The sequence below is a fragment of the Oryzophilus luti genome, from assembly GCF_059726245.1.
Genome location: NZ_AP040874.1, coordinates 3,224,737 through 3,248,801, shown reverse-complemented (window position 1 = coordinate 3,248,801; position 24,065 = coordinate 3,224,737). Strand labels below are relative to the sequence as shown.

Annotated in this window: 21 protein-coding genes; 16 read left to right on the top strand and 5 right to left on the bottom strand. The window is 61.2% G+C overall.

Features of this window, described 5'->3' with window-relative positions:
- The first annotated feature begins 3 nt into the window (after nt 1-3).
- The 15 genes from AC6IZO_RS13810 to AC6IZO_RS13740 all read left to right on the top strand — a co-directional run bounded on the left by AC6IZO_RS13810 (nt 4) and on the right by AC6IZO_RS13740 (nt 18,570).
- A complete protein-coding gene (locus AC6IZO_RS13810; protein ID WP_497805597.1) occupies nt 4-2,097 on the top strand; it encodes a sigma-54-dependent Fis family transcriptional regulator in 2,094 nt (697 codons plus the stop codon).
- 377 nt (nt 2,098-2,474) lie between these two features.
- Nucleotides 2,475-3,410, top strand: coding sequence for a hypothetical protein (locus AC6IZO_RS13805; protein ID WP_497805595.1), 936 nt, complete (start codon nt 2,475-2,477; stop codon nt 3,408-3,410).
- Nucleotides 3,411-3,568: 158 nt separating this feature from the next.
- Nucleotides 3,569-6,310, top strand: coding sequence for a molybdopterin-dependent aldehyde oxidoreductase (locus tag AC6IZO_RS13800; protein ID WP_497805593.1), 2,742 nt, complete (start codon nt 3,569-3,571; stop codon nt 6,308-6,310).
- Between the two features lie 201 nt (nt 6,311-6,511).
- Entirely contained in the window at nt 6,512-7,027 is a 516-nt protein-coding gene (locus tag AC6IZO_RS13795; protein ID WP_497805591.1) for a DUF1097 domain-containing protein, read from the top strand.
- A gap of 188 nt (nt 7,028-7,215) precedes the next feature.
- Nucleotides 7,216-9,495: a pyridine nucleotide-disulfide oxidoreductase/dicluster-binding protein gene (locus AC6IZO_RS13790; protein WP_497805589.1), complete on the top strand. Its 2,280-nt coding sequence runs from the start codon at nt 7,216-7,218 to the stop codon at nt 9,493-9,495.
- Nucleotides 9,492-9,704 carry a DVU_1557 family redox protein gene (locus tag AC6IZO_RS13785; RefSeq protein WP_497805588.1) on the top strand — a complete coding sequence of 71 codons (213 nt, stop codon included), beginning with the start codon at nt 9,492-9,494 and terminating at the stop codon, nt 9,702-9,704. Before AC6IZO_RS13790 ends, AC6IZO_RS13785 begins: the two co-directional genes overlap by 4 nt.
- Complete coding sequence (gene trsM, locus AC6IZO_RS13780; RefSeq protein ID WP_497805586.1) at nt 9,701-10,444, top strand: DVU_1556 family methyltransferase; 744 nt, start codon at nt 9,701-9,703, stop codon at nt 10,442-10,444. The genes AC6IZO_RS13785 and trsM overlap by 4 nt, the downstream gene beginning before the upstream one ends.
- A complete protein-coding gene (locus tag AC6IZO_RS13775) occupies nt 10,434-10,883 on the top strand; it encodes a DVU_1555 family C-GCAxxG-C-C protein (RefSeq protein WP_497805585.1) in 450 nt (149 codons plus the stop codon). Before trsM ends, AC6IZO_RS13775 begins: the two co-directional genes overlap by 11 nt.
- 24 nt (nt 10,884-10,907) lie before the next feature.
- Nucleotides 10,908-12,395 (top strand): radical SAM (seleno)protein TrsS, encoded by a 1,488-nt coding sequence (trsS, locus tag AC6IZO_RS13770; protein WP_497805583.1) that lies wholly within the window; start codon nt 10,908-10,910, stop codon nt 12,393-12,395.
- On the top strand, nt 12,392-13,732 hold the full coding sequence (locus AC6IZO_RS13765) for a DVU_1553 family AMP-dependent CoA ligase (RefSeq protein WP_497805581.1): 1,341 nt from the start codon (nt 12,392-12,394) through the stop codon (nt 13,730-13,732). The genes trsS and AC6IZO_RS13765 overlap by 4 nt, the downstream gene beginning before the upstream one ends.
- Nucleotides 13,729-14,421: a histidine phosphatase family protein gene (locus tag AC6IZO_RS13760; RefSeq protein WP_497805579.1), complete on the top strand. Its 693-nt coding sequence runs from the start codon at nt 13,729-13,731 to the stop codon at nt 14,419-14,421. Before AC6IZO_RS13765 ends, AC6IZO_RS13760 begins: the two co-directional genes overlap by 4 nt.
- Nucleotides 14,402-15,574 (top strand): cysteine desulfurase family protein, encoded by a 1,173-nt coding sequence (locus tag AC6IZO_RS13755; RefSeq protein ID WP_497805577.1) that lies wholly within the window; start codon nt 14,402-14,404, stop codon nt 15,572-15,574. The genes AC6IZO_RS13760 and AC6IZO_RS13755 overlap by 20 nt, the downstream gene beginning before the upstream one ends.
- Nucleotides 15,575-15,600: 26 nt before the next feature.
- Complete coding sequence (locus tag AC6IZO_RS13750; RefSeq protein ID WP_497805575.1) at nt 15,601-16,461, top strand: XdhC family protein; 861 nt, start codon at nt 15,601-15,603, stop codon at nt 16,459-16,461.
- A 285-nt stretch (nt 16,462-16,746) separates the two neighbouring features.
- Nucleotides 16,747-17,763 carry a GTP 3',8-cyclase MoaA gene (gene moaA, locus AC6IZO_RS13745; RefSeq protein WP_497805573.1) on the top strand — a complete coding sequence of 339 codons (1,017 nt, stop codon included), beginning with the start codon at nt 16,747-16,749 and terminating at the stop codon, nt 17,761-17,763.
- A 363-nt stretch (nt 17,764-18,126) separates the two neighbouring features.
- Nucleotides 18,127-18,570, top strand: a complete 444-nt coding sequence (locus AC6IZO_RS13740) for a hypothetical protein (protein WP_497805571.1) — start codon at nt 18,127-18,129, stop codon at nt 18,568-18,570.
- Between the two features lie 401 nt (nt 18,571-18,971).
- On the opposite strand, the gene AC6IZO_RS13735 is transcribed toward AC6IZO_RS13740, so the two are convergent.
- Genes AC6IZO_RS13735 through AC6IZO_RS13715 form a run of 5 tightly spaced genes read right to left on the bottom strand, consistent with a single transcriptional unit; the run spans nt 18,972 to nt 23,402 of the window.
- On the bottom strand, nt 18,972-19,661 hold the full coding sequence (locus tag AC6IZO_RS13735) for an energy-coupling factor ABC transporter ATP-binding protein (protein ID WP_497805569.1): 690 nt from the start codon (nt 19,659-19,661) through the stop codon (nt 18,972-18,974).
- On the bottom strand, nt 19,658-20,179 hold the full coding sequence (locus tag AC6IZO_RS13730; protein WP_497805567.1) for a hypothetical protein: 522 nt from the start codon (nt 20,177-20,179) through the stop codon (nt 19,658-19,660). The genes AC6IZO_RS13735 and AC6IZO_RS13730 overlap by 4 nt, the downstream gene beginning before the upstream one ends.
- A gap of 40 nt (nt 20,180-20,219) precedes the next feature.
- Nucleotides 20,220-20,855 carry a class I SAM-dependent DNA methyltransferase gene (locus AC6IZO_RS13725; protein WP_497805565.1) on the bottom strand — a complete coding sequence of 212 codons (636 nt, stop codon included), beginning with the start codon at nt 20,853-20,855 and terminating at the stop codon, nt 20,220-20,222.
- A complete protein-coding gene (locus tag AC6IZO_RS13720) occupies nt 20,845-21,378 on the bottom strand; it encodes an ECF transporter S component (RefSeq protein WP_497805563.1) in 534 nt (177 codons plus the stop codon). Before AC6IZO_RS13720 ends, AC6IZO_RS13725 begins: the two co-directional genes overlap by 11 nt.
- Nucleotides 21,378-23,402 (bottom strand): TonB-dependent receptor, encoded by a 2,025-nt coding sequence (locus AC6IZO_RS13715; protein WP_497805561.1) that lies wholly within the window; start codon nt 23,400-23,402, stop codon nt 21,378-21,380. The genes AC6IZO_RS13720 and AC6IZO_RS13715 overlap by 1 nt, the downstream gene beginning before the upstream one ends.
- 174 nt (nt 23,403-23,576) lie before the next feature.
- On the opposite strand from AC6IZO_RS13715, the gene nikR reads away from it, so the two are divergent.
- Complete coding sequence (nikR, locus tag AC6IZO_RS13710; protein ID WP_497805559.1) at nt 23,577-23,990, top strand: nickel-responsive transcriptional regulator NikR; 414 nt, start codon at nt 23,577-23,579, stop codon at nt 23,988-23,990.
- Nucleotides 23,991-24,065: the final 75 nt, after the last annotated feature.

The following is a 24,065-nucleotide window of genomic DNA, read 5'->3' as shown; positions in this document are numbered from 1 at the left end:
TCCTTGTTCTGGCTGTGCATTCAGTGGATAATCCCGGTCAGGTGTAGTTCAGACCGCAGGAGCAAGTTCATGTCGCAGCACCTACTGTCGCTCGGGAAGAAAGCTTGGGAACTCTTTCTGAGCCAACAGATCCTCGATAAACGCCTGGTGCGTACCGAGGTCGCCGAATCCTGGCAGCGATGTCTTGACCTGAAGGTCAATCCTGAACAAGCACAAGAACTTACCGAAGTTTCCAGCGCCTACCTCGAAGAGCGCTTCTACCAGAAACAGCAGCTCATCCGCATCGCACGGCCTTTCATGGCCGACCTCCATCGCTTCTTCAGCGGCTCGGAATTTCAGGTGGTTCTTACGGATGAGAGCGGCGTGTTGCTGGAGGTGGTTGGCGACCGCCAGATTGTTTCCCGGGCGCGCGAGGTGCATCTTTGCCCCGGCGGCGACTGGAGCGAGAAGAGCGTTGGAACCAACGCCATCGGCACCGCGCTGGTGGAGAGCGCCCCGGTTCAAATTTTTGCCTGGGAACACTTTTGCGAGCGCAATCAGTTCCTGACCTGCGCCGCCGCCCCCATCCGCGATCCGGAAGGCAACGTCATTGGCTGCATAGATTTAAGTGGTGACCACAAGCAGGCCAACCCGCACACCATGGCCATGGTGGTGGCGGCCGTGCGCGCCATTGAGTATCAGCTCCGGCTGGAGCAGGCCACCCATAAGCTCTACATGGCGTCGCGCTTCTCGAATGCGGTCTCTCACGGCATCGCAGAGGGTCTGGTGGCCATCAATCGTGATGGCATGGTCACGGACATGAATGCCCGTGGCGGAGAGATTTTCGGCGTCAACCCGGCGCTGGTGAAGGGCAAGGCTTACACGCTGTTCGGCAACAAGAACGCGCCAATTCTCAATGTCTTGCGCGACGGCAAAGAGTACGAGAATCAGGAGATACTGGTCGACCGCCTGGGCAAGCGCATCCGCAGTTCGGCCTCTCCCATCCGTGACGAATCGGGCGACATTGTTGGTGCCATTGCCTTCTTCCATGAGATTACCGAGCGCGGCATCAAGCCGACGCCGATGGTGGTCACCCACCGCCATACGCTCGACGATATCTGCGGTGACAGCTCGGCCATGAAGGTTGCCAAGGAATGGGCGCTGCTGGCCACTACGTGCAGCTCTACGGTGCTGATTACGGGCGAGAGCGGTACGGGTAAAGAGTTGTTTGCCAACGCGATACACAACGGAAGCCCGCGCGCGCGCGGCCCGTTCATCGCCATCAACTGCGCAGCGATTCCTGAAACGCTGATTGAAAGCGAACTGTTCGGCTACGTCGATGGCTCATTCACCGGTGCCAGAAAAGGCGGGCAGCCGGGCAAGTTCGAGATGGCCGGCGGCGGCAGTATCTTCCTCGATGAGATCGGCGAAATGTCATTGAGCGTGCAGGCAAAGCTGCTGCGCGTGCTGCAGCAGCGCACGATCATGCGCATCGGCTCGTCGAAGGAAATCGACGTTGATCTGCGCATCATCGCCGCTACGCACCGTGACCTGGCAAAAGAAGTGGAGGCCGGCCGTTTCCGCGAGGACCTTTATTACCGGCTGGCCGTGCTGGAAGTGAAGGTGCCGCCGCTGCGTGAGCGCCGTCAGGATATTCCAGCGCTGGTCAACACGCTGATTACAAAGATCTCCGCGCGTCTGCACAAGCCGCGCGTCACGATCGACGACGAATGTATGCACCGCATCTGCGGACATAGCTGGCCGGGCAATGTACGCGCTTTGGAGAACGTTCTCGAGCGCGGATTGGTCTGCATGGGAGATTCGCGCATTCTCCGCCTGGAACACATCCACCTGGGTTTGCCCATGGACGTCTCCGCCCCGGTTCCAGCAATCTCGCCGCTGGCACCGCCCCACGAGCGTGCGCGTGGTGAGGCTTCCATTCGCTCTCTTCGCGACATCGAGCGCGACGCCATTGCCGAGGCCCTGAGCCTCTGTGGCGGAAACATCAAGAAGGCTGCTTCTCGCCTCGGCATCGCGCGCAATACCCTCTATCGCAAGATGGAAGAGTACAGCCTGATGTCGGAAGGCCACGCTGCGGATTCGGCTCCTGCCGAATAGTTCAATTTTTGATCTCCCTTTTACACATGTTCCAACATTGAGCACGCGTTTGTGCTCCATTCCTGAACAACTAAATTTCCTGCCTTCCACGCTTGTTGCTACGTTCTCATTCCAGCGCGCGTGAAGTGCTGTCGTGCGTACCGAACAGCCGGGTTGTGAAGATTCGCAGCGTTGCAGGCTGCCAGCAGCCACCTCGGTGTTGCGCGTAATGCGCCGTCGATCGCCGTGGCAGCGCGATTGCAGCATCCGCTTCCGAAGTGATCACGAGGAACCCGGGAGTGCCCGCTCTGCGGAACCAGCGAAGACGGGCACTCTTTACCTCACACGCCAACGGCGCGCCGTTGCGGAGAGGAGGGGCACCTTGCGGAGGAAGAGGAATGATCCCCTACATAAATGAGAAGCAGACGGCCCCCTGGCGCTCGCGTTTTCTGGCAGTGGCGATGATGTTCGCGCTGTTGCTGCTTGTCTGCGGCTCGTCCACTCCGGCCCATGCACAGGCACTGGGCTGGGAAGGTGAAACTGGTGTGTTCGTGACGCCGCTGGCGTACACGGCGGGCGTACCGAACAAGAAGATTCACGCGGTTGCGGCGTATCACTACTTCAACGCCGGCTCTGTGATCGGCGATTTCCACGAGACGTCGATTGAAGTTGCGGTTGGCAAGCGTGTGGAGTTTGGCTACACGCACGAGTTCCACAACCTGGGCGGCGATGCGCAGCTGAGCCGTCTGTGGCAGAACGGCTTTGACATCTTCAACGGCAAAGTGAACGTGGTGCCGGAGAACTACAACAAGCAGAACTGGGTACCGGCGATCTCGGTGGGCTTCATTGCGCGCACCGGCGTCCGCAACGTTGGCAACTATGTGGAATGGGACCCGACGACGAATAACGGCAAGTCGAACGGCGACATCTACCTCGTGGGTTCCAAGACGGTTCCGGTGAAGAACGCGGGACCGCTGGCGGCTCTGCTTCTGACGGCGGGCGTTCGCGGCACCAATGCCGAGCTGTGGGGCATGGGCGGCAACGCGCCGGACTGGCAGGCGCACGCGTTTGGATCGGCGGCGCTGGTATTCAAGGGACCGGGCAAGACGATGTTCGCGTTGGCCTCGGAAGCGGCGCACCAGCCGCATCATCCGGAGAACTTCCCGGGATTGAACATTCCGACGACGCTGACCTATTGCGCACGTCTGATCCCGAGCCCGAAGCACAACCTGAACTTTGACTTCGGCATCGCGCAGGTGGCCGGGCAGGTGGCGCCTGGCGTCAACCTCAAGGCTCGCCACACCTACGGCTTCCAGATGTCCTACGGCTTCTAACGACAACAAACGAGACGGACGCAAACGATTCGCAGGGTAAACGGGGCCGTTTTGCAAGACGGCCAGCAAGCTTCGCCCAAAAGCCTGAAGTTGCAACCCATGTTTGAAGCTGGCCGGACGCGAAGCCAGCCGGAGGAAGAAAGGAAAAGGTCTAGTTCATGCTGAAGAGAAATCTGAATGTGAACGGTGTGGATCGCACCGTCATTATCGATCCGGAGAAGAGCCTCGCGACAGTGCTGCGCGAGCAGCTTCTGATGACGGGCTGCAAGGAATGCTGCAGTGAGGGCCAGTGCGGAACCTGCACGGTCATCATGGACGGCGAGCCCGTACGCGCCTGTATGGTCATGATGGAGGACGTCGAACCGGCGGCCAAAATCTCCACCATCGAAAGCCTTGGAACGCCTGAGAACCTGCATCCGCTGCAGGTGGCCTGGATGGCGCACGGTGCCGCGCAGTGCGGCGTCTGCACCCCCGGCTTCCTGATGTCGGCCAAGGTTCTGCTTGACCAGAACAACAACCCGACGCGCGAGGAAGTGCGCGACTGGTTCCAAGCCAACAAGAATGCCTGCCGCTGCACCGGCTACAAGCCGCTGGTGGACTCCGTGATGGATGCCGCCGCTGTGCTGCGTGGCGAAAAGAAGAAGGAAGACCTGCTGTGGGAGCCGCCGGAAAACGGTTCCATCCTTGGCTCCAGCTATCGCCGTCCGTCGGCCGTGGCGAAGGTCACCGGCCAGTGGGACTTCGGTGCCGACGTTGCCCTGCACATGCCGCCTGACACGCTGCGTCTGGCTCTGGTGCAGGCGGAAGTTTCGCACGCCAACATCAAGGGCATCGACACCAGCGCGGCGGAGAAGATGCCGGGCGTGGCGAAGGTTGTGACCTGGAAGGACGTGAAAGGCAAGAACGCCATCACCGGCCTCATCACCTTCCCGACCAACAAGGGCGACGGCTGGGACCGTCCGATTCTGTGCAAGGACAAGGTCTTCCAGTTTGGCGACGCCATCGCCATCGTTTGCGCTGACACCGTTGAGCATGCGCGCGCCGCAGCCGCCGAGGTGAAGGTTGACCTCGAAGTGCTGCCCGCCTACATGAGCGGCGATGCTGCCATGGCTCCCGACGCCATCGAGATTCACCCGGGAACCCCCAACGTGTACTTTGAGCAGGGCGTGAAGAAGGGCGAGGAAACTGGCCCGATCATGGCCAAGGCCGACTACACGGTGGAAATGGAAGCCTATTGCAGCCGCCAGCCGCACCTCCACCTGGAGCCGGATTGCGGCGAAGCGTATCTGGACGATGAAGGCCGCCTGACGATTCTCTCCAAGAGCATTGGCCTGCACCTGCATCACGCCATGATCTGCCCCGGCATTGGCATTGCGCCGGAAAAACTGCGCATCATCCAGAACGGCACCGGCGGTACGTTCGGCTATAAGTTCAGCCCGACGATGGAAGCTCTGCTCGGCGTGGCCTGCCTGGCTACCCAGCGCCCGGTTTCGCTGGTCTACACGCAGTTCCAGAACATCACCTACACCGGCAAGCGTTCGCCGGTGAACAACAAGGTGAAGCTCGGCGCCGACAAGAACGGCAAGCTGCTGGCGATGGAGCTGGAGTGGTGGATGGATCACGGCCCGTACTCCGAGTTCGGCGACTTGGTCACCTCGCGTCAGGGCCAGTACACCGGCTCCGGCTACGAGATCGACAACATCCGCGGCCACGGCGTGACGGTTTGCACCAACCACGCCTGGGGTTCGGCGTTCCGCGCTTTCGGCTCTCCGCAGTCGTTCCTGGCCTCCGAAATCGCCATGGACATGCTGGCCGAGAAGATGGGTGTGGATCCGTTCGACCTGCGTTACAAGAACATCAACCGCCCGGGTTCGACCTTCCCGTTCGGACAAGAACTGGACGTCTATTGCCTGGAGAGCATGTTCGACAAGCTGCGCCCGAAGTACGAAGAGGCGAAGAAGCGCTGCAAGCAGCTCTCGACGCCGAAGAAGAAGCGCGGCGTGGGCATTGCCCTTGGCCTGTACGGTTGCGGCCTTGACGGTCCAGACGGTTCGGAAGCTGCCATCGAGATGACGCCGGACGGCGTGCTGGTGCTCAACTCCTGGCAGGATCACGGTCAGGGTTCCGATCTGTCGGCGCTGACCATCACTCACGAAGTGCTGCGTCCGACGGGCATCAAGCCGGAGCAGATCAAGCTGCGCATGAACGATACCGACCTGCCGAACAGCGGTCCTTCGGGCGGCAGCCGCTCCAACGTGTTCACCGGCAACGCGACCAAGATCGCCGCGGAAATGCTGCTGAACGCCATGCGCAAGAAGGATGGCACCTACCGCACGTACGCCGAGATGGTGGCGGAGAAGATTCCGCTGCACTACGACGGCAAGTGGGTGGCTACCGACTGCACGGCCTGCGACCCGGATACCTGCCAGGGCAAGCCGTTCCCGGTCTACATGTACGAACTGTTCATGCCGGAAGTGGAAGTCGATATGGAAACCGGCAAGGTGACCTGCGTGAAGTTCACCACGGTGGTCGACGTGGGCACGCTGATCAACCGCACGACGGTGGAAGGCCAGGTTTACGGCGGTCTGGCGCAGGGCATCGGCCTGGCGCTGACCGAAGACTTCGACGATCTGAAGAAGCACACCTCGTTGAAGAACTGCGGTCTGCCGTACATCAAGGACATTCCAGACGATATGGAGATCATCTTCCAGGAAACTCCTCGTCCTCTGGGACCGTTCGGCGCGGCGGGCGTCGGCGAAGCACCGCTAACCGCTCCGCACCCGGCCATCATGAACGCGATCCACAACGCCTGCGGCGTCTGGATCACCCGCATCCCGGCTCTGCCGGAAATCGTCAAGGCGGCAATCGACGCCAAGGCGAAGGAAGCGGTGCACGCATAGCCTGAGTTGAGGAGGCGGCCGGAATTGTAAACGCAGTTCCGGCCGCCTTTTCTACCTCCCCCAAACGGTGGGTTGTCACGCGGAACGATCGGGCGGGCGTGTACACCTCCGTCAGGTCTCTTCCTGCGGACAGGGCTGATGTGCAACGTAAAACGAGTGTTGTGAAGCAGTCATTCTCGTGTAGTGGAGGAAACGCGGTACATGAAACCTCTCGTTGCGCTAAGCATTTCCCTGGCAATCCTAGCTGCAGTTGCAACCTGGATCAGCCTTACGGTGGGTCTGTCGGTGTGGGCCGTATTTGTGGCCTGGGCCAGCTTCTTCCATTGTGGCGGCGATACAGGAGCACTCAAGAACTCCATCATCAACAACCTGTTCGGCATCGTCTGCGGCTGGGTCGCAGCCATGCTGATCGTTTCCATTCCCGCACCCGGACTGGTGCTGCGGGCTGCTCTCGTGGTGGGTGTCACGGTGTTCGTGCTGGTTTCGGCCGCCAACATCAAGTTGCTCAGTGCCATTCCCGCGGGCTTTTACGGTTATGCCGCAACCTTCGCCTTCCTGCTGATGACCAAGGATGCGCTGACGGCTTCGGCCATGACAAAGATCAACATGCAGAACGGCTTGATCGCAGTGGCAGTGGCGATGATTCTCGGCAACATCTTCGGCATCGTCTCCGCCAAGTTCTCAGCCGTGTTGCAGCCCGCGCCCAAACAGGCGTAGGCAATAGCTCGCCGGAGCAGGAGTTGCTCCGCGCCCGGCGAAACGATGTGGGCCCAGGTTCCAGGTTCTTGCTGTAAGGTGGCAGAGCTGACCGGGGCGGCTGGAAGATGAAGAACCGTCTTTCAACCGCTCCCTCAAGACGGACAACTGGGGCCGCACCATGTGTGAGTTGAGAAGGACTGAACTCTATGGAAGGCGACCGCGTCAGGCAATGGGAAGCGCAATGTATTGAGGAGCAGCCACCCGCGTGCAATGCCGCCTGCCCCGTGCATGTGGATGCGCGCAAGATGGCGCAGTCCATCGGCAAGGGCAACTTCTCCGCGGCTCTCAAGACATTCCAGCGTGTGATTCCGCTGCCGCGCATTATTGCGCACGCCTGCGACCGTCCCTGCCAGAAGGTCTGCCGCCGCAGCGAAGCCGGTGACGCACTCAAGCTCGGCGCACTGGAACTGGCAACCATTCGTTATGGTGGCGCCATCGCCACCCCGCGCAAGTTTGGCTCGCGCGAACACAAGATCATCATCGCCGGTGGCGGCCTGCGCGGCGTTACCGCAGCCATCGACCTCGCCACCAAGGGATATCAGGTTTCACTCTACGAAGCTTCTCCGGAACTGCTGCCGCATGTGCGCCAGTTTCCGCCGAGTCTGCTTCCGCCGGAAGCCATCGAGCAGGATCTCGCGGTGCTCGACGCGCTGGGTGTCGAAGTCTACGGCGCCGCGCACATTGGCCGCGAGGAATTGCTCAGCCTGCTGAATGACTGCGATGCGCTGTACGTCGCCTTTGGCGATGCAGCCACGCTGGCCAGCTATTTTGGCGGCGAGTTTACTGTCGATCCGCTGACCTGCACCACGAGCGTTCCGAAGCTCTTTGCGGGCCGCACGCCGCGCGATGTCGCGCAGCCATATTCGCCCATAACTTCGTTACACGATGGTCGCAGCGCGGCAACCTCTATCGATCGCAGTTTGCAGGGTGCAAAGATTGAGGTAGGGCGTGAAGGCCAGGGGCCGCAGCAGTCTCGCCTTTATACCAACACTTCCGTCTTTGAGCCGCTGCCGCAGGTGCTGCCCGCGGATGCCATCGCAGGGTACACGCGCGAGGAGGCGCAGCAGGAGGCCGCGCGCTGTTTCCCGTGCTCCTGCATGGAGTGCGTCAAAGTCTGCCAGTACCTCGAGGACTACAAGGGCTATCCTAAACGCTACGCCCGGGAGATTTACAACAACCTGTGCATCGTAATGGGCACGCGGAACCTGAACCGCATGATCAATTCGTGCACCCTGTGCGGGTTGTGTGAGACCGTCTGCCCCGAGAAGATGAGCATGGCGGACGTTTGCATGGACGCGCGGCAGACCATGGTGGCCACGCGCAAAATGCCGGTCTCCGCGCATGATTTTGCCCTGCGCGATATGGCGTTCAGTACCAGCGAGGCGTGTGCGATGGCCAAACACCAGCCCGGCCACCAGAAGAGCAAATACCTGTTCTTCCCCGGTTGCCAGCTCGCGGCTTCTTCTCCCGAGCATGTTCAATCCTGTTATGAATTTCTCTGCAAACAGTACACGGGCGGTGTGGGGCTGCTGTTGAATTGCTGCGGTGCGCCGGCACTGTGGGCCGGACGCAATGACCTGTTCGCGAAGAACCAGGAGGCGCTGCGGCGGACCTGGAATGAGATGGGCCAGCCGACGATCATCACGGCCTGCTCCTCGTGCTTCCGCACGTTGAAGGAACAGTTGCCGGAGCTGGCCGTCGAGTCATTGTGGCCGCACATGAACACCGCCGAAGCGCAGCAGCGCAGCGCCGTGCTGGGCGGCCGCGCGTATGCCATTCACGATCCCTGCTCGACGCGCGCCTATCCCGAAGTGGAAGACGCAGTGCGGAACCTTCTGCAGAACATGGGGGTCCACGCCGCCGAGCTGAATCCGCGCGGGGAAACCACCTGCTGCGGCTACGGTGGCCTGGCCAGCTTCGTCAATCCCGAACTGGAGGCAAAGTCCGTACAACGCCGCGCCGCCGAAAGTGATGCCGACTACATCACCTACTGCGCCATGTGCCGGGACAACTTTGCCAAGCAGGGCAAGCGCGCCGTGCACGTGCTGGATCTGCTCTTCGACGATGAAAAGGGAAAGGCGGCTGAGCGACCCGACCCCGGCTTCTCGCGACGACAGGACAACCGCGCGCACCTGAAGTCGAAGATGCTGCGGCTCTGGGGCGAAGATCGTCCGGCGGCCGAGCGCATGACGCTGGCCATCAGCGCCGAGGTTCGCAAGGTGCTGGAGACCCGCATGATTCTTGAAGAGGACATACGCAAGACGCTGGCGGCGGCCGAAGACGGCGGCAACAAATTCCTGATGCCCAACGGACACTTGCTGGCTACGCACTGCCCGGGCTGCGTCACCTATTGGGTGGAATACACGCCCGCCGAGCGCGGCTTCACTGTCCATAACGCGTACTCGCACAGAATGCAGGTGCAATGATGCAGCTTCCGGAAATTGGCAACGAATCTCCACTCGTCTGCTGCCGGTGCAACCAGCCGTTCGTGAAGGGCAAGGTCATGGCCTCGTATCTCGGCAACGCCTTCCCGGTGGAGTTGTGGAAGTGCCCCGGCTGCGGCGTGGTCTATATCTCGGAGTCTCTGGCGCTGGGCAAAATGCTGCGCGTGGAGCAGGCGCTGGAGGACAAATGAGCTGTGCCAGGCCACATCATGCGGGCGCCTACGCCACGGGCTACCTGCGCTCGGGCTGCCGCATCGCGCATCCGGGCGGTGAGGGCCTGACGATTCGTGCGCTGCAACTGGCGGAGGTGCAGCCACCGGCGCGCGTGCTCGACCTTGGGTGTGGTGCCGGAGAGACCGTGCAGTTATTGCGCGGCCTTGGCTTTGACGCCTACGGCGTGGACCCGGCCCGGGCGGAACGTGCCTGTGATGAGCCGTACATCATGACCGCTTTTGCCGACGAGTTGCCGTTCGCCACGGCGTCGTTCGATGCTGTGATCGCCGAGTGCAGCCTGTCGTTGATGCCACGGCAGCCGAAGGTGCTGGGCGAATGCGCGCGCATCGTGCGTCCCGGCGGCAGCCTGATGCTGTGCGATTTATACGCACGCAATCCGGAAGCCATCGGCGTGGTGCGGCGGCTGGCCGATACCTGCGTCTCCGGCCTTCTGGTGCAGGAGGAGTTGGAAGCCTGGTTGCAACAGGAAGGGTTCGAGGTGACCTGCTTCGAGGACCACTCGCGGGCGCTGCGCGAATCGCTCGCACGCTTCCTCTTTGAGCAGGAGACGGCCGAGCCGCTCTGGGGCGGAGAAGATGCCGAGGCGAGCCAACGCATCGACGATGCCATGCGCCAGGCGCGCGCGGGATATTTCATGTTAACGGCTGTTCGCACTGACGAGTGGCCCGGAGAGGAAACGGACGACCATGGCAGATGAAACCTTCCGCATCATGGAACTTGCGATGCAGGGCTTCAAGTGCAGCCAGATTCTTGCCCTGATGGCGCTGGAAGCGCAGGGGCATGAGAATCCCGAGCTGGTGAAGGCCATGACCGGACTGCTTGCCGGTTGCGGCTGCGGCAAAACCTGCGGCGCACTCACCGGCGGCTGCTGCGTGCTCGGCATGTATGCCGGCAAAGGCAGCGCGGAAACCAACGCCGATCCCCGGCTGCAAACCATGCTGCGCCAGTTTGTGGAGTGGTTTGAGGTCGAATACACCAAGCGCTTCGGCGGCATCAATTGCGCGGAGATCGTGCAGGATGATCCGCGCGCACAGATGACGCGCTGCTCGCTCATCATCATTGAGAGCGTTGAGAAGCTCCGTGAAATTCTGGCGGAAAACGATTTTGACTGGAACGGCGAGCCGCAGGAAGCCTGACCGCAAGCCCGGCAATGACGACGTATGCAGAACCGACGGCAACCCGAGACACGTGCCAATTTTCAACCGCACCTGCCTGAGCGCTACAAGGGCGAAGGTGGGGAAGTCCTCAGCTACACCGAGAGCGTCTGCCCGGTCTGCCTGCTGCGGCTGAGCGCCGCACGCGTGCGCCGTGGCGAAGATATTTACCTCTGCAAGAACTGTCCTGAGCACGGCGAATTCGAGACCATCGTGTGGCGTGGTTTTGACCTCTATCAGGACTGGTCGAAGAAGCGCATCATGCCCTCGCAGCCACCGGCCTGCTCCGGCGGCGTGCAGCGTGGCTGCCCCTATGATTGCGGACTCTGCACCGACCATCGCCAGCACACCTGCTGCGTGGTGCTGGAGGTGACGCAGCGCTGCAACCTGCATTGCCCCGTCTGCTTTGCCAGCGCGAACTCTTACGCTGGCGGCGCCGAGCCGAGCCTGAGTGAAATCGACGCCTGGTGCTGCGCGCTACTGGAGCGTGGCGGCCCGTTCAACATACAACTTTCCGGCGGCGAGCCCACCATGCGCGAAGACCTCGAAGACGTCATACGCATCGTTCGAGGCCGCGGTTTTCCGTTCCAGCAGCTCAACACCAACGGCCTGCGCCTGGCGGCGGAGCCGGACTATGCGGCGCGTCTGCGCGAGGCCGGGCTGGGCTGCGCGTTCCTGCAATTCGATGGCGTCACCGACAACGTCTACCGTCAGATACGCGGCCGCGACCTGTTGGAGATCAAGCTGCGGGCAATAGAGAACTGCGCGCATGGCGGCCTTGGCGTGGTACTGGTGCCAACCCTTGTGCCCGGCGTGAACACCAGCGAAATCGGCGATTTGTTGCGCCTGGCGCTGGCGCACGCGCCCGTGGTGCGTGCCGTGCACTTCCAGCCGGTCAGCTATTTTGGACGCTACCCGGAGCCGCCGCGCGACAAGGATCGCATCACCATTCCGGAAGTGATGCAGCAGATCGAGCGGCAAACCGAAGGGCTCTTCCATGTGAAGGATTTCTATCCGGCATCTGGCGAGAACGCCTTCTGCGAATTTCATGGCAAGTTCTGGATACGGCCATCGGGCGTGGTCGAGGCAGCGCCGCGCCCGGTGAGCACCTGTTGTGCGCCTCCGCCCGATGCAGGGTTGGTGCAGCTTGGCGCAGCGATGGGGCATGGCGAGGGCGCACGCGCCGCGCGCAAGTTCGTGGCGCAGAACTGGTCGCTGCCACGGCCGCAGCCGGAGACCTTCGCCGACGATCCGTCGCTCGATCTCAGCAGCCTCGATACGTTTCTGGCGCAGAAGGGCGAATCGTTCTGCATCTCGGGCATGGCCTTTCAGGACGCATGGAACCTCGACCTCGACCGCCTGCGCGAGTGCTTCCTGCATGTGCTTTCACCGTCGCAGAAGCTGGTGCCGCTGTGTGCCTACAACCTGTCGTCCTCAACGGGACACACGTTGTATCGCCCGGAGCCGGCACGCAGGAAAGGGGCACACGCATGATTGCCGAACTGGCCACCGTGCCCATGACGCCGCTGCATGACTGGATTGCCGCGCGTGTCGGCCTGCGCGCCGGACACCTGCGCCGCTCGGACATTACACTCCACCAGTTGCATGCGTTGCGTGAAACCATCCGCCGCGTGCAGCAGCACAGCACCTTCTACGCCGAACATCTTGCAGGCGTCGACGTTGATGACATTCGTACGCTCGACGACCTAGCGCACATACCGTTCACCACGCCGCAACAACTCGCCGAGTACTCGGCCGGAATGCTCTGTGTCTCGCAGGAGCAAGTGAACCGCGTGGTAACGCTCTCCAGCAGCGGCACCAGCGGCCCGCCCAAGCGCCTGTTTTTCAGCGCCGCCGATCAACAGTCTTCCCTTGAATTCTTCGAGCATGGTGTGGCCACGCTCACACAGCCGGGTGACCGCATGCTGATTGCTTTGCCCTGTGAGCGCGAAGGAAGCGTAGGCCGGCTGCTTGGCGAAGGCATTGAGCGCGCTGGCGTGCACGCAATTCCGTTCGGGCTCATCGGCGTGCCGGAGCGTGCGTTGGAAGCCATGCTGCGCGAGCGTGCCACCAGCATCATCGGCTTCCCGGTGCAACTGGCGCAGTTGTTTGCCCTGCGCGGAGAGCGTGCAGATGAGGCATTCGCGCGGCTCACCAGCATTGTGTTGTGCAGCGACTATGTTTCTCCCGCGCTCATTGAGCGCCTGCGCAGCCGCGCCGGGTGTGAGGTCTTCCAGCATTACGGCATGACCGAAACCGGCCTTGGCGGCGGTGTGGATTGCCGCGCGCATGAGGGTTACCACCTGCGCGAGTGCGACCTGCTGTTTGAAATTATTGATCCGCAGAGCGGGGTTCCTCTGCCCGATGGCGAGACCGGTGAGTTGGTCTTTTCGACGCTCACGCGCGAAGCCATGCCGCTCATCCGCTACCGTACCGGAGACCTCGCCAGCTTTGCGGCCACGCCGTGCGCGTGCGGCACCTGTCTGCGCACGCTGCGCTACCTGCGCGGACGCGTGGGCGGCGGAGTCGAGCTCGGCGCAGGCAACCGGCTCACGCTCGCGGACATTGAAGATGCGCTCTACACGCTGCCGGAAGTCTGCGACCTGCAGTGCAAGCTTGTTCGCGGCAAGGTGGACCAACTGGAAGTGCTGGTGGGCTGCGCCGCAGGAGACGAGCGTGCGCTGCCCTCTCGGGCGCGCCGGCAATTGCTCGAAGTTCCGGCCATCCTGAACGCATGCGGCGGTGGGCGCCTAGCAATTCAAGTTACAGCGACTGCGGAACGCGCAGCCTTCACCGGCGCCAAGCGGCGGCTGGAGGTGTGTGCGCGATGAAGACGACGTTCCTTTATCTCGTGCGCCACGGGGCCATCATCGAGGTCAACGGCAAGCGCTATATTGGCCAGACGGAAGCTCCGCTGAGCGAGGCAGGCGTGGAGCAGGCATGGGCGTTGCGAGACTGGCTGCAGGAGGTGCCGTTCCAGCGCGTGCTGTGCAGCGACCTGACGCGCTCGGTGCGGACCACGCAGATCATTCTCGGTGCGCGTGGCCTGGTGCCGGAGCCGCATCGCGAATTGCGCGAGATTCATCTCGGAAGCTGGGAGGGTTATGCCTTCCGCGAGATCCGCGAGAAGTTTCCGGAGCAATTTGCCGCGCGCGGTGCGGATATTGAAAACTGGCGTCCGCCGGAGGGCGAGAGCTTTGCCGACTGCCGCACGCGCGTGTGGAACTTCCTGCATCCGGTTCTGGAAGAGACCGAAGGCCACCTGCTGCTGGTGGGCCACGCGGGCGTCAACCGCACCATCCTCTGCGAGGCCCTTGGCCTGCCGACCGCGCAACTGATGCACATCGGGCAGACTTACGGCTGCCTTAACATTATCGAGTTCAACGAGCGCCGCGCCCGCGTGCACCTGCTGAACTTCACTCCTGGTGGCCCTTCAAGTGCAGTCCTGCATGAGGGTACCGGCATTCCCGGCACTCCCCCGGAAACAACGGTGAGGCGCCATGATCTACCTCGACAATAACGGAACCACCCCTCTGCTGCCGGAAGTGCGCGATGCCATGCTGCCGTACTTCATTGAGCAGTTCGGCAACGCATCTTCCATGCATGAATCCGGCCGCCGCGCCCTGGCTGCGCTCAAGCAGGCGCGCAGTACAGTGGCGGAGTTCCTTGGCTGCAAGCCCAGCGAAGTGCTGTTCACCAGTGGCGGCACCGAGGGTGACAACAACGCCCTGGTGGGCATGGTGCAGCCCGGCGACCACATCATCACCAGCGCCATTGAGCACAGCGCCATCCTGCAGACGTGCTTGTATTTAAAGCACCTCGGCTGCGAAGTGACGCGGGTGGGCGTCAATGGGCGCGGCGAAGTAGTGCCGGAGGAAGTTCGTCGCGCCCTGCGTCCCAACACCAAACTGATCTCGATCATGATGGCCAACAACGAGACCGGCGTGCTGCAACCGGTCGAAGAGATTGGCCGCATCGCCCGCGAAGCCGACGTCTGGTTCCACACCGACGCCGTGCAGGCCGCCGGCAAGGTTCCCATCGACGTCAACCGCATCGGCTGCGACCTGCTGACCATCACCGCGCACAAAATCCATGGCCCGCAAGGCACCGGTGCGCTGTTCATCCGGCGCGGAACGCCGCTGAAGGCTCTACTCCACGGCGGACACCAGGAGACCGGGCGCCGACCAGGCACGGAGAACGTCCCCGGCATCGTCGGGCTGGCCAAGGCCTGCGAGATTGCGCAAAAGGGTCTGACCGACGGTTCTGTGGATCGCCTGCGCCAGTGGCGCGACAGACTGGAAGCCGCCGTGCTTACCAAGATTCCGGAGACCGGAGTCAACGGCCGGGAAGCCGTCCGCGTGGCCAACACCTCCAACATTTACTTTGATCGCGTTGGAGGCGATGCCCTGGTGCTGGCGCTCGATGAGCGCGGCATTGCGGTGTCACGCGGGGCGGCCTGCAACGCCGGAGAGGCCGAACCATCGAGCATCTTGATGGCGATGGGCCTCAGCGGCGAGCGTTCCCGTTCAAGCGTGCGCTTCAGCCTCGGCAAGGCGAACACCGAGAAGGAGATCGACGAGGTGATTGCCGTGCTGCCCGAGGTGGTGGCAAAGCTGAGGGAACGGCTGGGCGCGGCCCGCGAGCAGTGGGAAGCGGCAGGCTCAAAGCACTGATCCGGCTCCACATAGAGGACTTAGTCATGGATGTGTATCAGGAGATTTGCAATCTTCAGCGCCAGGGACGGCGCGCCGCCCTTGCCACCATCGTCAATGTTCGCGGCTCCATCCCCTCGGCCAAGGCGGCCAAGATGCTGATTCGCGACGATGGAACGATTCTCGGCACCATCGGCGGCGGCTGCGTGGAGAACGAAGTCCGCAAGGGGGCCATGCAGGTTATGAGCGAAGAAAAGCCCAACACGTTGCACTTCAACCTGGACCAGAACCCGGACGATGACACCGGGCTGGTCTGCGGTGGATCGCTCGAAGTCTTTGTAGAACCAGTGATTCCCGCGCCCCTGCTATACATCTTCGGCGCCGGGCACGTGGGCCTGAATATCTACAAGGTCGGCATGCTGGCCGGTTTCCAGACCATCGTTGCCGATGATCGCGACATCTACGCCAACCGCGAGCGCTTCCCAGAGGCCCTCGACGTGCTAAGTGGAGATATGGATCAGATCATGGCCGAGCTGGATCCGCCCGACAGCGCCTACATCGCGATTGTCACCCGCGGACACCGCCACGACCTGAAGGTTCTGCGCTGGGCCATTGAGACCCGCGCGCGTTACATCGGCATGATTGGCTCGGCCCGTAAGGTGTTGACGCTCTACGAACAACTGGAGCGCGAAGGGTTCGACCGCAGTCTGCTGGAAAAGGTTTACGCGCCTATCGGCTTGCAGTTGAACGCGGTGACCCCCGAGGAGATTGCGGTCTCCGTGGTGGCGGAGCTGATCGGCCTGCGGCGGCATACGGAAGCAGCGCTACCGCATTCGGCCAACCGGGTCCGCAAGGTCCTGAATAAGCCAAAGCCGGAGCCGGCGGCGGAGACTGTGGCCGCCAGCTAGATCGAGACAAGGCGTCCGGGTTGCAAGACAGAACACTGCTCCGAAATTGAGCACAATTTGTGCGCAACTATGGAACATATCGGTGCCAACACGAGTTCATCCTCCCGCTTCGGCGGTTTCTCCTGTGCGCGCAGGTCCGGAGATCCAGCTCTGGGCCTGCATTTTTTAAGGAGCATGTTGGACCGGTTGGTTCCCCGCAAATCGGCACCGCCTGCCGTAGTGGCAGCCCACGGAAAACCGATTGCAAAGCTATCAGTGCTGAACTGCCCATCTGAAGGAGGCAAAGTGACACCCACTGCCAATCCACTGCACTTTGCCTCCGTTTTTTGGGGAGAGCACGTCCCGTTCTCTCCCGCGCAGCGCCGCCTGCGCATGCTGCGCCTTTCCATCACGGATAAGTGCAACTTCCGTTGCTGCTATTGCAGCCCGGAAGACGGCGTGAAGCGCGCGCAGCATGACGACCTGCTCCGGCTGGAGCGGCTGGCGGAGATGGTCCGCTGGCTGACGCAGGAGACCGGCATCCATCGCGTGCGGCTGACCGGCGGCGAGCCTCTGCTGCGCCGCGGCGTGGTGGAGCTGGTGCAGACGCTCTCCGGGTTTCCGCAGATTGATGAAGTGACGTTGACGACCAACGGCGCGTTGCTGGCGGAGATGGCCCCGGCGCTGAAGGCCGCCGGGCTTGGCCGCGTCAACGTCTCTCTCGACTCGCTCGACGAGCAGCGCTTTGAGGTCATCACGCGCGGCGGCAAGCTGCGCAAAACGCTCGACGGAATTGATGCGGCGCTGCGCTACGGCCTCGGCCCGGTCAAGATCAACGCCGTGCTCCAGCGCAGTTCGTGGGAGCGCGATGTTCCGCGCCTGCTCGACTACGCGCTTACCCGCCAGCTTGAGGTGCGCTTCATTGAACTTATGCGTACCGGTACCGAGCGCGCCTGGTGCGACTCGGAATTTATCTCCGCCGAAGAGGTGCGCGCGGGGCTGCGCCTGGAGAGCTTTGACGCCGAGACCCCGACGAACTCCTCCGCGCAGCGCCTGCTGGTCGGCTGGCGCGGTGCGCTGCTCACCACCGGATGGATTACACCGCGCTCGCACCCGTTCTGCGCGCGCTGTGAACGGCTCCGCATGGACGCGCGCGGACGCGTGCGCCGCTGCCTGATGGACGACACGACGCTCGACCTCCACGGCGTGCTGGCCACCCAGGGGCAATTGGCCGCCGAGCGGCAGTTCCGCTGCTTCATGGCCGGCAAGCGTCCGCCACGCGCCATGGATAACATCATTCCCATGAGCCAGGTCGGCGGGTAAGCCCCCCGCCGACAGCCCCACCTTCCTTCCTTTCATTCCAAGCACAATTCATTCGCGCCAGACGGCCCCGGCGGTTAGTCTGTTGCGCATAAGGCATGGCGCCCCCCACATTTGCGAACACCGCGCAAATGTGGGCCACCCGCGGGAGTCTCCAAGATAAGAGGCGGGTGGCCCGGACACCATTTTGCTCGTTGTCCGGGGCAGTTGAGCGGCTATGCTGCGGCACCCGAAGAACTATGAACGATGAGTACAAGGCGAAAGGGTGCGCCGCCCGCCGGGTAGCAGATTGTGTGCTGGGGCAGGTAAGGTAGATCCTCGCGCTACAAGGTGTTTACGAAGTCTTTGTGGAGGCCGGAGTACTGAATGTCGAGGACAGAAAAAAGGTTGTTCTCCAGAAATATTAATTATATTCGTGATCTATTTCTTGTTTGGCAATTCGTGCTTTTCTCGATCATCAGTGTGGCTAATATCGATAATGTCGCGAATAGGTATCTGGTTATCAGATGCTCCATCGGAGCAATAATCTCGCTCCTGTTAGCGCGTGAAAGAGTGATCCTGGTGTTCTGCTCGCTTGGATTTGTCGCTACGCAGAGCGCGATTGCTCTGGTCCTTTATTCGTGGGATTGGAAAACGTTTGTAGTTGGCGCTGTATCATGCTGCGTGTTTCTATGCGGACAGCATCGATTGAATAAATCCGATCTGGCTTATGAACTGCCTGATGACATCGGAGCTATTGATATGCTGATCAGTGTCGTGTCGTTTGCGGGATTTGGGACGTTGTTGCACTGGTTTAGTCAGGGTAGGTGAAATGGGCGGCGTTTCGTTCAACTTGATCCGCTGTTGGGCTGGAGTGGAATTGTTTGTCGCAGGGCGGGTGGCGCAGTCTTTCGGAAATGAATGATTCGGGTGCCCCATCCTTCTCGCGGAATGAGAGGGTGGGGGAGTTAGCTGTTTCGCTGGTAACGTAGATTTTGTGATCGACAAGATCGGTGGCCTGAACACCTTTCCGGGCGCTGTCAGGGGTAGTTGAATGGCTATGCCGCTGGTTTCCCGCTCGCGAGAATTGCTCACGGCATTGCAACAGCGGTGTGTGCATCCCCAATGCCGCTCTGTAATATGGGCCACAACGTAACCAAGCAAGACCCAGACTTGCTGAAATTCGCCACCAGCATCAACGTCCTGTCTTAACGAAAGTGATGAAGTCCCTGTTAAAGAATTCCGGCCTCATGCAGGAGCCTCTCGTCACGCAGAAGTTTCTCAATAGGAGCATCGCGCGCGATGCGGCCAGAATTCAGCAGGATCGCGCGTGAGGCGACTGCCGCTGCAAACGCGAGGTCGTGGGTGGCAACGAGCAAGGTTATGGGAAGGCTCAAAAGAGTCTGCTTCAATTCGCGCGTTGAGCGTCCATCGAGTTCCGCCGTCGGCTCATCGAGCAGGAGCATTTCCGGGCTCTGCACAAGAGCCGCAGCAATGGCGGCACGCTTGCGCTGTCCCACACTGAGTTTCCGAGCTGGCCGGTCAGAGCACGCGGCAAGCCCCACCTTATCCAATAGCTCGGTGGCAATGGAACGTGCCGGTTGTTCCGGCAAGTCACGATTGACCTGAGGGAGGATCAGGTCCTCTTCGATCGTTGGCATGAATAGTTGGTCTTCCGGATTCTGAAACAGCAAGCCGATCTTTCCGTGTGCCAGCCGTGGCTCCTGACCGAAGATGCTCATGCGGCCTTGCGCCGGGTGAAGTCCGGCGAGACACCAGAGAAGCGTGCTCTTTCCTGCGCCATTTCCACCAAGCAGGGCAACGCGCTCACCGGCTTCGACGCGGAAGCTGATGTGATCGAGAGCCCGCTGCTCACGCTCATATCCGAAACTCAGATCACGGACCTCCAGAGCCAGCGTCAAGCGTCGAGCCCTTTCAGGCACTGCGCCGCATAGAAGTTCTCTGCGCGTGTCAACGACCTTTGCAGGGTGGACGCCAGCGCGAAACTGAGACTACGGAACCCTCCATTTGAATACAGGCGCGGCGCGGCAACTTTGCGCGCAATCAGCAGGCGCTCGGTTTCTCCAAGAAGAATCTGCGCAAAGTGACGAAGAAAGTGGAGAAATAGAAAGAACCTGAACAGCAGACGATTGCGCGGAATTGGAGTAGCTCCCTGCAGGCAGAGCCGTGCACCCATCAGCGTGCCTAGATAGATGAATAGAATGCGGAGTAGAAACCGCACATCCCACGCCGCCGCATACCCGCGAAGAACGTAGGCAGTACCCGCAAACAGAAGAACAGGAATATTCCGCATTGCCACGAGCCGCAGGCTGCGAAGCTGCCGGATTTGCGCTCCAAACAGCAATACGATCAACGCGAGCAAAACTGACGTGGGCAGGATTGGGCAACCCAGCGCCACAACCGTCACGATTGCGACCATGGCCAATATTCGAATTGGAAAGCTCACAGAATGCCCTTCTCTACTTTGACTTGTGCGCCGCGCCACTTGAAGTGCCTTCGCCGGTTTTTTCCGCCATCACGAAGTACCAGCCAGCGTGTTCCTGTGCCTCCAGCACGGTGAGTCCCGCCGTCGAGAGCAGCTTGCAGAGGGCTAGTGCCGAAGGCAGGTGATCGTGCGCAACCGGTCCCGTGAGAGCACCGTGAAAAGTATTCAACTCGTCGCTGCTCATCAGGTGCCCGATGGCGATGCGCCCGCCAGCCTGCAGCAGCTTTGCGCAACGTGCGAGCGCCCGCGAGACATCGAAATGCGGCAATGCGTTGAAGCAGAGGATGAGATCGAAGGTATCCGGCGCCAGGTCGCAGGACTCGATGGCCCCACAGAGGTACTCGACACTATGGTTGCCGTGCTTACTGCGGTTCACCTCCAGCATCGCCATGGAAAAGTCCATCTCCGTCAGCCGCGCATTTGGGCAAACGGAGCGCACAAACGGCACCAGAACACCCGTGCCGCAACCAAGGTCGAGGATGCGCGCCGGTTGATGTTGTGTGGCGCGCAATATGTAGATGCGCTGCTTTTCGGCTGCGTCGGCGGGGCCGGGAAAGCCGTCCCACTGCGCGGCAATGCTGTCAAAGTATTCGCGCTTGTCATTCATCATCGGTTCCAAATAGCAGACTCTTTCTCTTGTGGAGGCTCTTCAACACCAGCGGAATGACCACCAGTTGCAATGCAATCCCCGGCATTCCGTGAACGAAGGTTGCAACTGCCACTACGCGCGGCGGGAGATGGAAATACGTGGACATCGCATACATCATCACGAACGCTGTCAGGCGGTCTGCGAGGATACCCGCGATCAGAGCAGGAGCAACATGCTTGCTGGCGCGGCGTACCAGAGCCACAGCCAGCACCATCGCCATCGCCTCCCCACTCATTACCAACGCAACCGGCGGATAGACTGGCGGCATGCCGGTGGTGAATGCGGAGATCCACGGCACCAGAATCGCGGTCAAAGCTGCCCAGCCTACCGTGGACAGCAATGCATTCAACAGCAGCGGCAGGAGCATAGGGAGGAAGTGGCTCCCCAGCCCGACGGCGTGAAAAACCATGGGCAGCACGATGGCCAGCGCTCCCAACGCGGCGCTGACCACCATGGAACGAAGTTGATGATTCTGTGCAGCCATCAGAAGCGGATCGAGAGGCCGCCCGCTCCATTGACCTTTGGCATCGGGTAGCCGGACAGGACCTGGTAGTCACGGTTCAGCAGGTTGTCGACCGTAGCAAAAACGCTGACGTTTTGCTGAATCGGAACGCTGAGCTTCATCGTGGCTACTGCGTAGCCAGCAAGCTCCGTGGTGTGTGCACTGCTGGTGTAACGGCGGCCAATGCACTGCACGCCTGCGTAGAGCATCGCCTTCTTCAGGTCCACATCCATCGTCAGCGTTATCTTGTTTCGCGGCACCAGCGGTTGCAGGTTGGAAGAATGCAGGTATGCATAGCCTGCCGTGCCCGAGATGCGTCGCTGGATCTTCCAGCGGAGAGACGTCTCCACGCCGCGGTTGTTGGCTTTGCCTTGGTTGACTACGAGCATGTTGGGCCAGTAGCCGGTCGTTGCCATCTGGTTGCGCAGGTGCGCGTAATAGAACGTGGTGGAGGCACCCAGGCTCGAGGAGACGCGGTACTGCAGGGAGGTTTCACCGCTCCACATGCGAACGGGCTTCAGGTCCGGGTTCGGACCGGGAAACAGGTAGAGTTCGCGAAGCGTCGGATTGCGGAAGCCTTCGCCGCCGGAGACGGAGCATGTCAGGCGGTTGGTCACCATCCAGCTCAGCCCTGCTTCCGGCACCGCCAAGTCTCCAAACTGCGAGTTTGACTGGTAGCGAATGCCTGCGTTGAGCATGACGCCCGAAACAGGCACCCAACGCCCGCGCACGAAACCTGCAGCATCCGTAATCTGGTGGTCGCCGCCATAGGCGTCCGGATTGGTTGCGGTTCGCGCTGTGCCGCCGTAGTTCACAACGTCGGTGCCGAAGTCCACGCTCACATTCTTCGGCAACAGCAGTGACTGGTAGACACGCCCACCGGTGATGCGATCCACCGAACGGAATCCATCTGAGATGAAGTTGTGCCCATACGTGGAATAGACGCGCGTGTAGCCGTTGAGTCGATTCGTCGCGTTTGCCAGATCGACGCTGAAGCCCCCGCGGCCAACCGCGGCGTAGCTGCCACGGAGCGGCGCTGTGATAGGGCCGGGATCGTCGACCATGAAGTGCCCGTAGTTGCCGTCGAGCGAAAGCTTCCACAGGTTGTTAAGCGTGTAGCTGGTGCCAAGCGAAACATTCTGCGAGCGGAAGCCCGACTGTGTGCGGTCACCATTCGTGTGGTTGACGCTGGCAGCAAGGTTATAGACGCCGCGCCCTTCACGGATTCCCGCCGAGAAGCGATGCTGTCCTGTCGTGTAAGAACCGAGGCTTGAGGTCAACTCGAACTCATGCGCCTTGGCCGGCGTACGAGGCTCAATCTCCACCACACCGCCCATGGCGTTGGTGCCATAAAGCACCGAGGAGGGGCCCTCAATCACGCGAATGCTGCCGACACCCGACAGGTCATAGAAATCCGGAAGCGGATGCCCCATTTCGCCCTGATAGTCCGGTCGGCCGTTCATCACGATGAGAACATCCGTGTTCGGCGAACCGGAGATTCCACGGATGCTCACTCCGCCGGTTCCGTTGGTGGAAATGCCATAGCCCATCACCCCGCGCCGCGTGACATAGACGCTGGGGGAAAGATCTTCCACCGCATCGAAGACGGTTCTTGCCGCGGTGCGGTCAATCTCCGTCGCGGTGGAACTGGCTGTCGCCGTGGTCGCCACGCCCGGGTCGGTGAGAACCACGTTCAGCGTGGTGTGAACGGTTGCCGGCGCAAGCTTCAACACCAGCGGAGAGGAGCAATTTTCTACGGAGACCGATTGCGACTCGAAACCAATGACACTGACAATCAGGCGGGCGCCGGGCTGGCACTGCCAAGCATACTGCCCTGTCTGGTCGGTGCGAATGGACTGGACAGATTTACCGCTGCGAATCTCAATGCTGGCGTTGGCGATGGGGATACCGGAAGAGTCTTGCACGCGCAGCGGAACCTGCTGAGCCGCGGCGTTCACTCCGAGAAGAATGCAGAATGCAGAAAACAACAGGACAGAACGGGACAACGCAACCTCCTTGGGGAACGGCTATGTCCACGAAATGAAGTGGAGTAATGGTAGCACGAAATATAAAATCGTGTTATCTAGTTTTGACGCGCTTTTCCATCCAGGAGCTCTGCCACCCGCCGCTCGAAACTACCGCCGTGCTTCGCTACAATGCAGAGGGCAAAGGAGACGATCATGGCGGAGCTGGTTCGAACAGGCGTTTCACTGGAAGAAGATCTGCTGGAGAAGTTCGACGCGCTGATTGAACGGCGCGGCTATGGAAATCGCTCGGAGGCCATTCGAGACCTGATTCGCGATGCGCTGGTGGCCGAGGAAGCCAGCAGTAACAGCCCTGTGGTCGCCACACTCTCCATGATCTATGACCACCATCGCCCCGAGCTTTCACGCAAGCTTACGGACGCCCAGCACCATCACCATGGCAACATCCTTGCGGCAACCCACATCCACTTGGACGAAAAGAACTGCTTCGAGGTGGTCATCATGCGCGGCCCTGCCGGCGAGGTGAAGCACCTGGCCGACCACATGCTCAGTATGAAGGGCGTCAAGCACGGCAAGTTTGTGATGACCTCCACCGGGAAGAACCTCTAGCGCGTTCGCCGCCTGAAGCAGCCAGAAAAAATGGCCGGGGACGCTGAATCCCCGGCTCCGCACAGGTTGCACAAA

Excerpts from the sequence above, each read along its gene's own strand:
- nikR (WP_497805559.1), top strand. The coding sequence starts at position 23,577 with ATGGCGGAGCTGGTTCGAACAGGCGTTTCACTGGAAGAAGATCTGCTG.
- AC6IZO_RS13750 (WP_497805575.1), top strand. The coding sequence starts at position 15,601 with ATGGATGTGTATCAGGAGATTTGCAATCTTCAGCGCCAGGGACGGCGC.
- AC6IZO_RS13765 (WP_497805581.1), top strand. The coding sequence starts at position 12,392 with ATGATTGCCGAACTGGCCACCGTGCCCATGACGCCGCTGCATGACTGG.
- AC6IZO_RS13795 (WP_497805591.1), top strand. The coding sequence starts at position 6,512 with ATGAAACCTCTCGTTGCGCTAAGCATTTCCCTGGCAATCCTAGCTGCA.
- AC6IZO_RS13725 (WP_497805565.1), bottom strand. The coding sequence starts at position 20,855 with ATGATGAATGACAAGCGCGAATACTTTGACAGCATTGCCGCGCAGTGG.
- trsS (WP_497805583.1), top strand. The coding sequence starts at position 10,908 with ATGCAGAACCGACGGCAACCCGAGACACGTGCCAATTTTCAACCGCAC.
- AC6IZO_RS13800 (WP_497805593.1), top strand. The coding sequence starts at position 3,569 with ATGCTGAAGAGAAATCTGAATGTGAACGGTGTGGATCGCACCGTCATT.
- AC6IZO_RS13760 (WP_497805579.1), top strand. The coding sequence starts at position 13,729 with ATGAAGACGACGTTCCTTTATCTCGTGCGCCACGGGGCCATCATCGAG.
- AC6IZO_RS13730 (WP_497805567.1), bottom strand. The coding sequence starts at position 20,179 with ATGGTCGCAATCGTGACGGTTGTGGCGCTGGGTTGCCCAATCCTGCCC.
- AC6IZO_RS13790 (WP_497805589.1), top strand. The coding sequence starts at position 7,216 with ATGGAAGGCGACCGCGTCAGGCAATGGGAAGCGCAATGTATTGAGGAG.
- AC6IZO_RS13740 (WP_497805571.1), top strand. The coding sequence starts at position 18,127 with ATGTCGAGGACAGAAAAAAGGTTGTTCTCCAGAAATATTAATTATATT.
- AC6IZO_RS13755 (WP_497805577.1), top strand. The coding sequence starts at position 14,402 with ATGATCTACCTCGACAATAACGGAACCACCCCTCTGCTGCCGGAAGTG.
- AC6IZO_RS13805 (WP_497805595.1), top strand. The coding sequence starts at position 2,475 with ATGATCCCCTACATAAATGAGAAGCAGACGGCCCCCTGGCGCTCGCGT.
- trsM (WP_497805586.1), top strand. The coding sequence starts at position 9,701 with ATGAGCTGTGCCAGGCCACATCATGCGGGCGCCTACGCCACGGGCTAC.
- AC6IZO_RS13775 (WP_497805585.1), top strand. The coding sequence starts at position 10,434 with ATGGCAGATGAAACCTTCCGCATCATGGAACTTGCGATGCAGGGCTTC.
- AC6IZO_RS13720 (WP_497805563.1), bottom strand. The coding sequence starts at position 21,378 with ATGGCTGCACAGAATCATCAACTTCGTTCCATGGTGGTCAGCGCCGCG.
- AC6IZO_RS13785 (WP_497805588.1), top strand. The coding sequence starts at position 9,492 with ATGATGCAGCTTCCGGAAATTGGCAACGAATCTCCACTCGTCTGCTGC.